Origin of the sequence: Priestia endophytica DSM 13796, assembly GCF_900115845.1 — a bacterium.
Taxonomy (GTDB): domain Bacteria; phylum Bacillota; class Bacilli; order Bacillales; family Bacillaceae_H; genus Bacillus_I; species Bacillus_I endophytica.
Window position 1 is genome coordinate 19,452 of record NZ_FOXX01000017.1, and the last position, 13,970, is coordinate 33,421.

The following is a 13,970-nucleotide window of genomic DNA, read 5'->3' on the forward strand; positions in this document are numbered from 1 at the left end:
TTGTGCTTTTTCTTTTTATCATTCTACTCTTTTTCTCGAATAACTAACAAAACACCGATTAAAATTAAGAACGAACCGATCCAAAACGTTCCACCAATGTTTTCTCCTAACAGGAGCCATCCAAGGAATGTTCCAACTAGAGGTTGAAAAAAGAAAAATAACCCTCCACTCGAAGCATTTAATAATTGTAACCCATGATTCCAAAGGATAAAGGCACAAGCTGTCGAGACAATACCCAAGTATAAAAGTCCACTCCAAATTGTTGGATGACTTAATTGAGCAATCGAAATCTCACTTAACCCTTTAAGAACAAAAGGGGTTAGGATGATAAGAGCAACTAAAGTGGAATACGTTGTCACCAGTAGAGAAGAATAGCTGCTTGGAACACGCTTGATAAGAACCGACATAAGAGCCCATGTTAAGGCTGCAACCAAAAGAGAAATTCCGCCAAGTTGGCTAGACATATCAATATTACCGTTCCCTACAATGAGAAATACTCCAATTGTAGCTAAGCAAACCGATATCCCTTTTTTTATATTTAACCGTTCTTTCAGAATGAATCGAGCAAAAATCACCATAAAGGCGGGTGTAGATGATGTAATGATGGCTCCCATTTGAGCTGAAGATAGCATAGTGCCATATTCTTGCGTCACAATAGAGATTGTATTTCCAATGATTCCAATAGAGACAATTAACCAGAAATGGCGTTTATGAACCTTCCAGGATTGTCTTTTTATGAGACCAATGATAAAAAGAGCAATAATTGCCACTAAATATCTCATCCACACTAATTCTAATGGCGGAATTACGTCTACAACTACTTTCACTACAACATACATGCCACCCCAAATGCTGGCAGCTAACGCTAAATATATCGAACCTAATAAGGTGTTTTTCATTTTTTGTACCCTCCGTTTTTAAAAATTAGGTCAATGAATGCCCTAACGGAGAGAAGTAGTCACTTTACTCCATTAAGGACGGAGAAGTGCTACTGGTACATCATTTTCAAATAACGGAGCTAAAAACATTTCGCTTCACCTCAATTTCAATCTAATAGAGCTATTATACAAAGGTTTCGTTTAAACGTAAATCTCTCTAAAGTAGAAAATCCTCCGTCTATGTGTTCTATCGTAAGACACTTTATTTTGTAAAACTAATCCCATATTTCTTCATTTTCTTATAAAGAGTAGCTCGAGACATTCCTAATTCTTTTGCAGTGATGCTTTTATTTCTATATGTTTTTTCAAGAGTTTGGAGAATACGTTCTCTTTCTAAACTTTCTTTTTCTTCGGTAAGTGAAGGAGTAATCGAATTAAATGATTTTGAAGATACCATTTTGTTTGGCAATAGCTGGTTAATGTCCTGTTCAAAAATTTCATTACCCTCATGGAGAACAACCATTCTCTCAATTAAATTGCGTAGTTCTCTTATATTACCTGGCCAGTTGTATTCACACAATCGATTAAAGACCTCTTGATGAATGGTTGGAATTGATTTGTTGTATATAGAAGAGAATTCTTTTAAGAAATCATAGACCAAAATAGGAATATCCTCCATACGTTCTCGGAGAGGAGGAACTCGAGTAGAGATTACGTTTAGACGATAAAATAGATCAGATCTAAATGTTCCCTCTGCCACCATATTCTCTAAAAGAGGAAATTGACTTTTTCTTAGCGTAGGATTTTTAAATGTTGGCGATACCTCACACCATTCAAGTTTATTTTTTAAGATCGCATTAGTGAACCTTTGTACTCTCTCTGGGTTGTCGTAATAAAACTTTGAAGCCTTTAATAACAGATGCTGTATTCAACTCTATCACTCCTTACCATACATTCGAATAATACCATTATTTTCATTTTAATAATAACTTCCCTATCCATTAATTACCTTTCCACACCATAAAAAGTGAGCACAAGCAGAAAGTTCGTAAAGTGAACGTCCATAAAAGTGCACTTTTACAAACTGATAATTTTCAGAGAAATACCTTCTTTTTAATGTCTGTTTAAATTTATAATCAATTACGAACGTTCTCTAAAATATATACACTTTAACGAACATTTTCGGTGAAATGATGAAGAAGAAATAAAAAAGCTGCTCTTGATTAGAAGAGTGGCTTTGGCATAGATACGTAGAATCAGTCAAAAAATCCCGTTAGTAGGAAAGCTTCTCCTTGTTATCGTACACTGTTCTTTTCTCTATCTTCAGATTATTTAAAAGAACAAAACAAAAGTGGTGTAATGAAATAAATCAAACCATAGGTTTTGAATTGTCCGTCGGTTAGTCTATCTCCTCTTCTTCAGTTTTGTTAAGAGGCATCTTATCTTTAACTTCTAAGAAAGTTTTAAGAACTTCTTTCTTTTGGTAATCTTCCAGCTCAAATTCGCCATGAAGCACTTCAAAGGCGCGAACGACCATAACTCTTTTTGCCTTGCCTTGAGGACGAGACCCGTTTGTAATCTTTACTTTTCGTTGAAAATGTTCTGATACAGACAATTTACTTATTTCCACTTTAACCCCCTCCTTTTTAGATGATTCAGTATCAAAAATAGCAAGACGAAGCATTTTATCCTTTATTTTTGGGCTGTACGATTTGAAAGCTTCATTGCTCTCTCGGTTGCTTTTGCTGCTTCTTTAAGAGCTTGTTTCGGATCTTTTCCTTCATACATCGATTCTAAAGCTTTAACAATGGCTTCACGAGACTCTGGTAATACTGTAATAAGAGCTCCTTGCGTTGCAGGAGATTTCTTTGTTGATTGAAGTTGTTCAACGGTTACTTGAAGCTGTGGATATTTTTTATACTGCTCTTTCACAAGCTCTTCTTCATAAGCATCAGGATTGATTGATGAATATCCTGTTCCTGTATGCCATTTTGCTTGTACTTCTTTTGTAGCAAGATACTTCATAAAGTCCCAAGCTCCTTGCTGTGTTTCATCACTTACCATATTTGTCATCCATAGAGATGCTCCTCCAATAATCACACCTTCTGAATCTACTTCATCAGGATGGGGAATATAAGCAACACCAACGTTAAAGTCCGCTGTATCAATCGTATTCCGCACGCCTGCTGAAGAATCTAAATACATCGCAACCTGCTTTGACTGAAAGGCTGCTCGAATATCATCCCAGTTTGCACCATAGTTTCCAAGAGAGCCTTCTTTATTCATATCATTTAATAAATTAAAAACGCGCTCCCCTTCTTTTCCTTGGAATTTTGCTTTTTCTGCTGTACCCTTACGACCGTTTTCTTGATCAACGTACAGACCGCCTTGCGTTGCGAGAAGTTCCTCGAAGAACCACCCATAGTTAAGCATTGAAAATCCATATTGCTTTGTGGAATTTCCTTCTTTCTTTGTTAAAGCTTTTGCTGCTTTTTGCAATTCTGAATATGTACGCGGGGCTTTCTCGGGATCTAATCCAGCTTCTTTGAATGCATCTTTGTTATAAATTAAAACAGGTGTAGACGAGTTAAAAGGCATTGAATACATTTTATCGTCCACTGTGTAATAGTTTGTGATGGCTTCTTCTAGCTGAGACGTGTCGTAATTATCTTTGTCCATCCACTCTTGCACAGGGGTAATCTTCCCGCTGTCAATCATATATTTCGTTGTAATTTCACTTGATTGGACAAGAGCAGGAGCTGTCTTCGATGTTTTTGTACTTCTAAACTTTGTTAAAGATTCTTCATATGTGCCTTGAAATTCTGCTTTAATCTCATATTTCTCTTGTGATTCATTATAATCTTGTACAATATCATCTAATACTTTTTGCGTATCCCCACCCATAGCATGCCAAAACCTAACAACCGTTTTATCTCCTTCTTTTTCAACAGGAGCTACCTCTTTTTTTTCACTTGCATTTCCACTGCTACTATTAGAAGAACAAGCCGCTAAGCTCATGGCCATAAACCCAGCCGCCAACACGGCCGTACCTTTTTTCAAAAGCGTCATATTTTTCACCTTTCCTTCCCTTATTTAATGGCTCCTTTTGTTAACCCTTGCTGTAGCTGTTTTTGTCCTAAAAACAAAAGTATTAACGTTGGAATTACAATAATCGTAGCCCCTGCCATAACACCTCTCCAATCTGTTGCCACTTCTTGAGAACGAAGCTGCTTCATTCCAATTTGAACCGTTCTTGCACTATCATCGCTTGTGACAAGAAGCGGCCAAAGGTACATGTTCCATGTTGTAAGAAAACTATATACACCAAGCGTAATAAAACTTGTTTTACAGTAAGGCACAACAACTCTCGTTAAAAAACCAAAGTGTCCTAATCCTTCAATCAAAGATGCCTCACGAAGTTCATACGGAACAGTAAGAAAATGCTGTCTTAATAAGAAGATGCCGAAAGCTGTTGCGAAAAAAGGAATAGTTAAGCCGGCATAAGAATTCGTCCAACCAAGACCTTGAACCATAAGGAAGTTCGGAATCATTGTAGCTTCCCAAGGAATGAGCATTGTAGAAATAAAAATAAAGAAGAGTACATTTCTTCCTTTAAACTGCAAAAAAGCAAAGGTATAAGCTGCTAGACTTGATAAAATAAGCTGACCAATCATCACAACTGATGAGACAATAAAACTATTTTTTAAGTAATGAAGAAGAGGCATTTGTTCAAGAGCACTTCCATAGTTAGAAAATGTAAAATCTGACGGCCACAATTTTCTTGCTCTTACATCTCCCTCACTCATAAAGCTCACAGAAATAGCATAGAAGATTGGAAAGAAGATAACGAGAGCGCTAATAATTAATAGTGTATAAAAAATAAATTTCTTGCTCCTTATCTCTTTCATTGATAATGCACCTTTCGTTCAGCAAATTTGAACTGCAAAATGGTAAGAATGAAGATGAAGACAAAAAGTATGATGGCCTGTGCACTTGCTGTTCCAAAGTGATAGTTAACAAAAGCTTCCTTATAAATGGAGTAGACAAGTAAGTTTGTCGCATCATTTGGCCCTCCTCCTGTTAAAATATCAATTTGCCCAAAGCTTTGAAATGCGTTAATAAGTGTAACGGTTGTAATGAAAAAGAGCGTCGGGGAAAGGGATGGAAGAGTAATACGCCATAGTCTACTAAAATACCCAGCTCCATCAATAGCTGCACTTTCATATAGTGTTTGATCAATATTTTGCAGACCACCTAGTAAAATCAAAAATGAAAACCCAAGATTCATCCATATTGTTGTAATAGACACAGACAAAAGCGCCCAGTCTGGATTAATAAGCCACTGAACAACAGGTAAGTTTAGTGAATTTAATACGTTGTTAAAAAATCCAACGCTTGGATGAAATAAAAACAGCCAAATAACAGCACTTGCCGCTGCTGATATGCCCATTGTAGATGAGAAAATCACTCTAAAAAAACCAATCCCCTTTAATTTTTCATTTGAAAGAAGCGCAAGAAAAAGAGCTACTCCAATACTTGTTGGCACAGTATAGAGTACAAATAAGAAAGTAGCTTTTAAACTCTCATAGAAGACGGGGTCTTGGAATAAAAACAGATAATTTTCCATTCCTACAAAAACGCTTTGTTCTCCTGTTATATCTGTAATATGAAAGCTATAGTAAACAGTTCTTACAAGCGGATAAAAAAGAAAAACAGAAAACAGTAAAATAGAGGGAGCAAGAAAAAGGAGCCCTACTTTTAAATCAGATTTTCTCACTGACGTCTTGTTAGACTTTGGTTCTTGATTTATATTTCTAGCAAGTCCCATTACACGCCCACCATTTCCTTCATTTCTTGAATAAGGATGCGTTCTGAAGTTTCTGCATTAAAGTAATAAAGTTTATCTAAAGGGAAAGCAAGTTTTATCTTATCCCCTTTTCCTAACATCACTTGGGAAGAAACTTTTGCTTTCCAAACGGACTCTCCTATATAGAAATTAATAATGGATTCATAGCCTAATACTTCAACAGAATGAATGGTAACTTCTTGCCCATTTTCATCTAGTTGAATATGTTCAGGGCGGATTCCTACTTTTACTTCTCCTCTCTTATTACTATAAAAAGGAATGTGGAAATCTCCTATTTCCACTCCTTTATCTATGAAAGTTCCTTTTCCGATATTCATGGAGGGTGATCCAATGAAAGAAGCAACAAATTCATTTTCAGGTTCATTATAAATACCAAGTGGAGTTCCAATTTGCTGAACTTCCCCATTATTTAGAACCATAATTCTATCTCCCATTGTCATTGCTTCAATTTGATCATGTGTAACGTAAATCATTGTAATACCAAGCCGCTGCTGGATTTCTCTAATTTCAATTCTCATTTGCCCCCTAAGCTTAGCATCAAGGTTAGAAAGTGGTTCATCCATAAGGCAAATAGGCGTTTGGCTTACGATAGCGCGAGCTAAGGCAACACGCTGACGCTGTCCACCTGAAAGCTGCCCTGGCTTTACCTTTAAGTATTCTGTTAATCCAACCATCTCTGCAGCCTCTTTCAGTCTTTTTTCTCGCTCATCCTTTTTAACTTTTCGGACTTTGAGACCAAAAACAATATTTTCTTCTACAGTTAAATGAGGATAAAGAGCATAATTCTGAAATACCATTGCAAGATGACGATCTTTAGGTGGCAAAGAGTTCGCATACTCTCCTTTTATATACATGCTTCCATCTGTAATGTCTTCAAGCCCCGCTAACATGCGGAGAAGCGTACTCTTCCCACAACCTGATGGACCGACAAGAACAAAAAATTCTCCTTTTTCAATTGTTGCAGAAACAGTATTTACTGCCCTCTTCTGTGAGTTAGCATACACTTTTGAAATTTCATTTAATGTAATCAACTTACATCCTCCTCTAACTTCTATTCCAACCGTTCCAACACTAGCCGAACAGTGCTTGTCACAATATTTTACTTAAATAAAAAAATACAATTAGTAAAAAGAGGCATTTTTAGCTAACTTCTACCAGAGTCCTTCTATGGTCTTTACTATATCGCTGATATATTAAGCTAGTTTTAATAGATTTTGTAGATTTTGTTAAAGGAGGAAGAAAAAAGAGAAAGAAAAAACCTCCTCTGTTTCCCAAAGGAGGTTTCTATTATCGGATTCTTCTTTTGATAAAGGGAAAGCGTAAAGAAAGGCCAAGAAAAGCGCAGAGGAAAAGAAAAGGAAATGCCGTTCTATATAAATTGCCGAAGCTTTCTCCCATTTTATATTTTGCTTCTTTAGAAACATCAGCAACGTAATTTTGTAGCTCCTTTTTAACAGCAAGAGCTTCTTGAACACTTTCTTCTTCATTTTGATTCACAAGCTTACTATGTATGGAACTTTTAATAAGTTCTTCTTGCGTCATCTCGTTGTTTTCATCGATTACGTTGCTTGTTAACTTTAGCAGTTCTTCTTTATTTTGAATAAAGTGTGATTTTTCAAGTACCCCTTGTGCATAATTTACAACTTCCTGTTTCTCGGTGTTCATTTGTGCTGTTAAAGAACCAACAAAGATAGCTACAGCAAGAACAGTCCCAACACTGCGAAGCATCGAGAAGACACTTTGCGAAGAAGCTAACAGCTCTCCTTCAAAGTTAGAAGTACTTGCAATTGTAGAAGTAGCAATAAGAAAACTAAATCCTACTCCAAGTAGAATACACAACGTTACAATTTGTTGTGATGTACTTTCAACAGTCAGTTTTGATAGTAAATAATACGCAACCCCCATCATACAAAAACCAATGACAACAGGAATAATAAATCCTATTTTTTTCACCATAAGAGCTGCAAATTGAGAAAAAAGAAAGATAGCTGCTGAAACAGGTGTTACAAGAAAAGCTGCTTCAAGCTCGCTTTTCCCTTGAAAGCGTGCCAGAAACTGAGGTAAAAGAACCATAACACCTATTAAAAAAAGGTAACCTATTGAAGCTGTAAAAATAGAACCAAGAAAAAGTCGATCTTTAAAAAGAGAGAAATCAATCATTGGGCTTTTCGCTCTCTTTTCTATGAAAATAAAGAAAATGAAAGATAGAAAACTTAAGATATAACAGATCCATGCATATCCACTGTTCCAGCCCCACTCATTTCCTTTAATGAGCACGAGTGTCACAGAAAATAAAAAAACAGTCGAAAAAAGAAGGCCACCACCATCCATTTTTGCTTTTACTTTCTCTTCATTCTTCATATTTAGAAAACGTAGACATGCGAGCACTCCTATTAAACAAAGAGGAATATTTATGTAAAAAACCCAGTGCCAGCTTAGTAATTCTGTGATAGCTCCTCCTATTGAGGGGCCAAGAGCTGTGGAAAGGCCTTGCGTAGCTCCTAGCAGCGTTAACGCAAAAGCACGTTTTGTATTAGGAAGAGCGCTTATACTAATAACAAGACTTAAAGGAATAAGAGCAGCGGCTCCTAAGCTTTGAACAAAGCGAGAGAAAATTAAAAATGTACCGCTTGAGGAAAGTCCACATAGTAAGGAACCGAGTCCAAATAAAAGTAGCCCTCCTATATATACTTTGTTCTTCCCCACCATTGTGGCATAGCGAGTAAGCGGAATAGCTAATACAGCAATTGTCATCGTATAGATATTCAACATCCATGAGCTTTGTTCAAGCGTTGTGCCTAAATCATTTTGGATGGCTGGCAGCGTAATATTCATAATGGTGGAATCTAACATGCATAGAAACATTCCAATACACATGATGAATACAATTCGTTTTTCTTTCATCTCTCTTCCTCTTTTTCTAAAGAAGCTAGCTCCTTATTAATCCATTCTAATGTAAATAGTGCTTCATCAATTCCGTAGAGAAGCGTAATTTTTCGATAACGATCCATTTCAGGATATTTTTCATTCAAACTTTTTAGATGTTCAGCTTGTCTGCTCGCTCTCTGTTTTTCTACTAATAGCCACTCTATTAGCTTTTCCCTGCTCGTATGCCTTCCAAAAAAGATGCGAATAAGTAAATCTGAACGAATAAGGGTTGGATGAAGCGGACTTTCTATATAACGTAAAAACTCTTCTCTTCCTTGTTCAGTTATCGCAAATAGATTTTTATTAGGCTTTCCATCTTGTTGAATAATTTGTTTGTAAATAAGCTTTTCTTTCTCAAGACGCTTGAGTGCTGGATAGATAGCTCCAAAGGAAGCATCAAAAAAATAGGAAACAGAGTTTTCTATCTTCCCTTTTAAATCATATCCGCTCATTGACTCCTCCAGTAAAAATCCGAGTATAACGTGTTTAATATTCATCAACAGTTCCCCTTTCATATTAACAATGTTAATATTAACATTGTTAATATGATAGTCAATCCTTTTATACAAAAAAAGGAATGATTTTAAAATCATTCCTTTTACTTCTTCTTTATAAGTCCTTTTTGTTAGCTTTTAATGTACAGGGTCTGATTCGTCATATGTGACATATTTGTAGAGTTGTTCTCTTAGCACATCTTTCCCAAATGCTTGCTCATATTCAAAAAGAGCATTTTGCAAACGTGTTTCTGCAATAAGCTTCCGTGTATCTGTGTTTGACAATTTAGCAATAATCTTTTCAACAACGTCACGCATAAGAGCTGTTCTTGTAACACCTTTTTGCGCGATGTTTTCAACAAATTCATCAAGCTTTTCAATCGCTGTCCTATCAACGCCTATTCTCATTTGTTCTAGTTCTTTTGGTTTATCGAGAAGGTGTTGCACATCACTTGGCTTGTAGTCCTCAAGGATAAATCGCTCAATAACGGCATTCCGATTGCGAAAAGACACGAACTGCTCCAGTACTTCTTTTGTTCCTTTTTTAAAATAAAAGTTGAGTGGGCGCACAGCTCTTTCCTTTGGAGGAATGGTGCTGTTTTTCTTTAAGTTTGTGATAAGCTGGGATAAAATATGTCTCATAAGAGAAGATCTATTCGCAATATAACCGTTTTTTCGAACATATTTTACAAGTTCATTTAGTCTTATATTTGTAGGTTCATCAAATAAAAATTTCTCAAGTTTTAATCCTTTCTTATCTCCTTCATTAATAATGCTAAGCTGCTCTGGCAATTGATATTCATGTAAAATATAATTCCGCAAAATTTTAGACTGCATAGACGAATCAACAAGGGATTTATACGTTCCTGCTTGTCTAGGCAACAGCGAAAAGGATACTTGTTTCATAAACACCTCTCCTTTCTCATCATAATATTTAGTTGCTGAATCATTTTTATACCACTTGAACACTATAATTGTGTAAAAATAAATCTCCTAGCATATGCTGGAGTATTTTTGAAACCCTCTGTAATAAGGCTTACTTTTATTGTATCGTATTTCAAACTTTTTTGAAAGTTTCAGCCCTCATCTTGTCTTATTAAGGGAATACACTTTCATCGATTTACCACAAAACACAAACAGCCTTGCTTTTATAAAAACAAGACTGTTTGCTCTCAGCTTTATTTACATAGAAGGATCTTTTTCTTTACCTGTTACAATATCTCTTACATGAAGAGGGTTTGTAGGTGCTTGAATTGTACGGCTTGATGGTGGCGGCGTCCCTTTCTCTACCCAATTAACTAATAGATCAAATGACTGATGGGCATAAGGAAGGAGTGGCTGAAGCTTCTTTTTTGAATCAGCATTTGGATCCCAAACCAGACTATCAACGTGATTGCCATTTTCAATCGTATAAAGGCGGTGCATATGGCCCTTTTTATTTTTCTTTACGAGCTTTTCATACGGATCTGCATGAATGCTTGGTGGAATGAGAGCATCAAGTGATCCAGCTATGCTAATAAGAGGCGCCTGGATGTTTCCTGTATTCTCAATCTGAGCCACGTTCTCTCTTACTTGTTTAGGACGCTTGAAGTAGTTATAGTTTTTAAAAATATGGTCATTTGAGCGATCACGTACTCCGTTTATGATCGTTAAATAATCTTCCCACGCTAATTTTTTTGGAGCGTTAGGATCAAATTCATCTCGGTATATATTTAGCGTAACAAACCAGTACGCTAAATCATGGTAAGGCCAGAGTTCTTCAGATCCTTTTGGTAATCCTGCTCTATACATTTTTTTTATTGCTTTCTTCTTTTCCTTTCCTTCTCCATACAGAGCAGGCTCAGCATTGTTTACAATGTCTGTAAGAGAAGTAATTAAATTATCGTTGTTACTTTGCCAAAGAACACCTTCCCAATCTACCCCACCATCATATAAAGGCGGCTCTCCGCTGTATTTTGCTCCATCATGCTCAAGGGCATAGCGAACAACATAACCACTGTTAGAAATTCCAATAGCATATGTTGGAACTTTATGGTCTTTTGTAATAAGCTTACTCGCGCTATTTGATTTATCTCCTTTTTTAATCAGAGATGAAGCATGATTGTTCACTAAATAGGTTTGTGCAGCTTTTGTTAACTGCCGAAATCGCTCGTTCCATTCTTTTATGCTGTCTTCCTCTGAAACAAGCGCATTTTTTACTTTGGCAAGAGCATCATTAGGATCAATTTCCCCCTGTGTTCCTTTGTCTGTTACTGCATAAGCGTAGCCTTTTCCTAACATATAGTCGCTAAACAACAAATCTGTACTTGTTTCATTTCGTGTAGCTGGTGAAGCGGAAACAACCAGTTTTCCATTCCATTTGTCTGGCACCCGAATGATAAATTTTGAATCGTCAAAGTTTCCCCTTATTTCCCTTCCCGTTACCTTTTGGGGCTTATAGTAGTCATACCATCCTGTATGGTTTTCTTTGCTTCCCCATTTATAAGGAATTAAGCTTTCGTTTCCAAAAAGTGCGGCTTTTTGATACTGCTCACTATTTACTGTTGTAAGAAACCTTCCTTCTTTCCCATCAAATACAGTAACTTCTACACCATGAGCCCCTTTCACAACAGGCGAGAATGCTCCCTCTGTTTTCTTTTCTCCTCCTACTGTGACAAAGCTTAAAGCTAAAAGAGCTATTCCCCATTTTAACAGCTTTTTTTTCACTATACTCCCCCTTTTTGAGAAAACGCTTTCTACCAACTTACGTACCTTTTATATTCTTGTTCTTTCGGTAAAGTCCTGCTCTTTTTGTCCTATGAAAAAAAGCTTAAAAAACGAAAAAAAGGGAAAAAGAACAAGACAAGAAACTAGTAAAAAACAAGGTACTTTTCTTTTTGTCTTTCACATATATTTAATAAACAATGCAAGAAAGGAGTTTTTTTATTGCTTGAGGTTATTAGCGCTCTATATAGTTTCCTTACCTTTATTCCTTTTGCCTTCTGTCTTTCTCTTTTACTCTCAGTCGGAGTCTTTCTTCAAAAGAAACGTGAATATAATATAAAGAAAGAAAGCTTTATTTTAAACAGCGCAGGTAGTTTTCTCCTTTTTTATATCGGTCTTTTACTAGTCAATCTTCAAGCAACAGGGCAGTATAGTGGCCTTTCTGGGAGCTACCTTTGTCTTATTGCAAGCATCACGATGGTTTTGTTGATTCTGTCTCCTATGCATATTAAAGCATATTCTATTTCAATCGCCTCTTGTGCGCTGATCGCTTTTATATTCTCATTCAGCTTGACCTTTCTTCCCGCTATCCTCCTTCTAATAGGTAGTTCTCTTCCCTTTATAAAAGGTGAAATTCTAAGAAGAATAGAAAAACATGAGGAAGAAAAAAGCACAGAACCTATAAAGGAAGTATCTATATAAAAAAACGCGCGCCAACAGGCACGCGTTTTTTTATGCGACAGGGATATTCTTCTCTAATTTGCCGAGCAAATCCACCAACGTTTCTTGCTCTTTTGGCCCTAGGATAGAGAAATAGTTCGTTAGCATTTCTAAATGCTTTCCTTTTACTTCTCGTACAAGCGCACGTCCTTTTGGAGCAAGTTCTACTTTAACCATGCGGCGATCTTTCTTATCATGATAGCGATGCACAAGTTCTTGTTCACTAAGGCGATCTACAATAAGAGTTGCAGCGCTCGGCTTAATATTAAGCTCTGTAACAAGTTCTTTCACGTAGAGAGAACGCTCACAGTCAAGTAAAAACAACGTTTGAAACTGAAGGGGCGTGATGTTATGAGGATGAAGATTATGCTTAGCCGCTAACCTGATTTTCTTTGTAATACTCATCATCGTTCTATGGGCTTTATTAATCGTTTCTCCGTTAGCCATCCTGTCTCTTCCCTTCCCTACCGCTATTCATTATCTTTTTTGTTCATAGATTTGAGTGCTTTTCGAAAAGCATCGTCGTTCATTTTATTAGACGGCGATGGTGAAGACTCTGGTTTCTTTTCTTTATCGCTCATGTTCTTTAAAGCTTGGCGGTACGCATTATCATTCATTTCGTTTGAATCTCTTTTTACAGCTCTTGGCTCTTCATGTTTTTCAACAGCAGGCTCTTCACGTTTCTTCGTTTCTGTTGGTTGTTGTGTCTTTTCTTCGGAAGGCTGTGTTTTCACTGCTTTTTTCTCATTTGAACGAGAAAGACTTCTAATATTCACAGAAACAATAAGCGCAATAAGTACAACAGCAATAACCGCAATGATTATAATTGTTAACATATAATCACCTACAGTTGCTGACCTTTGAATTTAGCTGTTACTCCTGCAACGCGTTTTCCTAGTGCCATTCCTAGCTGTTTATCATTTTCAGAAAGAAGACCATTGCTTTCAACAGGACAAGTAATGCCTACGCCGTAGTAAGAACCGTAAAGGGCATTTTCTGGGATATTTCCAGTAAGACCTGTAATAATCATACCTTGATGAAGCATTGGCGTAATTAAATTAAGCATTGTAGCTTCAAGTCCACCGTGTGTTGTAGCTGTTGTACAAAATACAGCCCCAACTTTATTAATCAATTTCCCTTCCGCCCAAAGATACCCAAGCTTATCGATCCAAGCTTTTAAGCCTGAACTGATTGTTCCAAAATGCCCTGGACATCCCCAGATAATGGCGTCCATTTCTGGAAGCTCTCTTACATTTGCTTCATGAACAGAGCGGAGAAAAACTTCTCCACCTTGTACCATACGAGCTCCCTCAGCAATTGCTTGTGCAAGTTCTTCAGTATGTCCGCCTTCGCTATCATAAACAATACAAATCTTCATAA

At 36.7% G+C, this 13,970-nt stretch carries 14 protein-coding genes and 1 pseudogene; 1 reads left to right on the plus strand and 14 read right to left on the minus strand.

Going from position 1 to position 13,970, the window contains the following annotated elements:
- Window positions 1-23 precede the first annotated feature (23 nt).
- From BM012_RS21945 to BM012_RS21995, 11 genes and pseudogenes are all read right to left on the minus strand, one after another.
- Window positions 24-899, minus strand: coding sequence for a DMT family transporter (locus BM012_RS21945; RefSeq protein WP_061802977.1), 876 nt, complete (start codon window positions 897-899; stop codon window positions 24-26).
- A 241-nt stretch (window positions 900-1,140) separates the two neighbouring features.
- A pseudogene (locus BM012_RS21950) lies at window positions 1,141-1,653 on the minus strand (AAA-type ATPase lid domain-containing protein); the annotation flags it as partial.
- Window positions 1,654-2,277: 624 nt separating this feature from the next.
- A complete protein-coding gene (locus BM012_RS21955; protein ID WP_061802975.1) occupies window positions 2,278-2,508 on the minus strand; it encodes a hypothetical protein in 231 nt (76 codons plus the stop codon).
- 62 nt (window positions 2,509-2,570) lie between these two features.
- Window positions 2,571-3,947 (minus strand): ABC transporter substrate-binding protein, encoded by a 1,377-nt coding sequence (locus BM012_RS21960; protein WP_061802974.1) that lies wholly within the window; start codon window positions 3,945-3,947, stop codon window positions 2,571-2,573.
- Window positions 3,948-3,967: 20 nt separating this feature from the next.
- Window positions 3,968-4,786: a carbohydrate ABC transporter permease gene (locus BM012_RS21965; protein WP_061802973.1), complete on the minus strand. Its 819-nt coding sequence runs from the start codon at window positions 4,784-4,786 to the stop codon at window positions 3,968-3,970.
- The gene (locus BM012_RS21970; protein WP_111924392.1) at window positions 4,783-5,706 is read right to left on the minus strand and encodes a carbohydrate ABC transporter permease; all 924 of its coding nucleotides are present in this window, start codon (window positions 5,704-5,706) and stop codon (window positions 4,783-4,785) included. The genes BM012_RS21965 and BM012_RS21970 overlap by 4 nt, the downstream gene beginning before the upstream one ends.
- The gene (locus BM012_RS21975) at window positions 5,706-6,776 is read right to left on the minus strand and encodes an ABC transporter ATP-binding protein (protein WP_061802972.1); all 1,071 of its coding nucleotides are present in this window, start codon (window positions 6,774-6,776) and stop codon (window positions 5,706-5,708) included. Before BM012_RS21975 ends, BM012_RS21970 begins: the two co-directional genes overlap by 1 nt.
- Window positions 6,777-7,032: 256 nt before the next feature.
- Window positions 7,033-8,649 (minus strand): MFS transporter, encoded by a 1,617-nt coding sequence (locus tag BM012_RS21980; protein ID WP_061802971.1) that lies wholly within the window; start codon window positions 8,647-8,649, stop codon window positions 7,033-7,035.
- Complete coding sequence (locus tag BM012_RS21985) at window positions 8,646-9,170, minus strand: PadR family transcriptional regulator (protein WP_061802993.1); 525 nt, start codon at window positions 9,168-9,170, stop codon at window positions 8,646-8,648. The genes BM012_RS21980 and BM012_RS21985 overlap by 4 nt, the downstream gene beginning before the upstream one ends.
- Window positions 9,171-9,305: 135 nt before the next feature.
- Window positions 9,306-10,073, minus strand: a complete 768-nt coding sequence (locus BM012_RS21990) for a hypothetical protein (protein WP_061802970.1) — start codon at window positions 10,071-10,073, stop codon at window positions 9,306-9,308.
- A gap of 276 nt (window positions 10,074-10,349) precedes the next feature.
- Entirely contained in the window at window positions 10,350-11,873 is a 1,524-nt protein-coding gene (locus BM012_RS21995) for a 3-hydroxybutyrate oligomer hydrolase family protein (RefSeq protein WP_082802491.1), read from the minus strand.
- Window positions 11,874-12,092: 219 nt separating this feature from the next.
- Here BM012_RS21995 and BM012_RS22000 point away from each other — a divergent pair, with 219 nt between their 5' ends.
- Complete coding sequence (locus BM012_RS22000; protein WP_061802969.1) at window positions 12,093-12,572, plus strand: hypothetical protein; 480 nt, start codon at window positions 12,093-12,095, stop codon at window positions 12,570-12,572.
- Between the two features lie 30 nt (window positions 12,573-12,602).
- On the opposite strand, the gene BM012_RS22005 is transcribed toward BM012_RS22000, so the two are convergent.
- The 3 genes from BM012_RS22005 to BM012_RS22015 are packed head-to-tail and all read right to left on the minus strand — an operon-like array spanning window position 12,603 to window position 13,968.
- A complete protein-coding gene (locus BM012_RS22005) occupies window positions 12,603-13,037 on the minus strand; it encodes a MarR family winged helix-turn-helix transcriptional regulator (protein ID WP_061802968.1) in 435 nt (144 codons plus the stop codon).
- Window positions 13,038-13,060: 23 nt separating this feature from the next.
- Window positions 13,061-13,426: a hypothetical protein gene (locus BM012_RS22010; RefSeq protein WP_061802967.1), complete on the minus strand. Its 366-nt coding sequence runs from the start codon at window positions 13,424-13,426 to the stop codon at window positions 13,061-13,063.
- Between the two features lie 8 nt (window positions 13,427-13,434).
- Window positions 13,435-13,968, minus strand: a complete 534-nt coding sequence (locus BM012_RS22015; protein WP_061802991.1) for an NAD(P)H-dependent oxidoreductase — start codon at window positions 13,966-13,968, stop codon at window positions 13,435-13,437.
- Window positions 13,969-13,970: the final 2 nt, after the last annotated feature.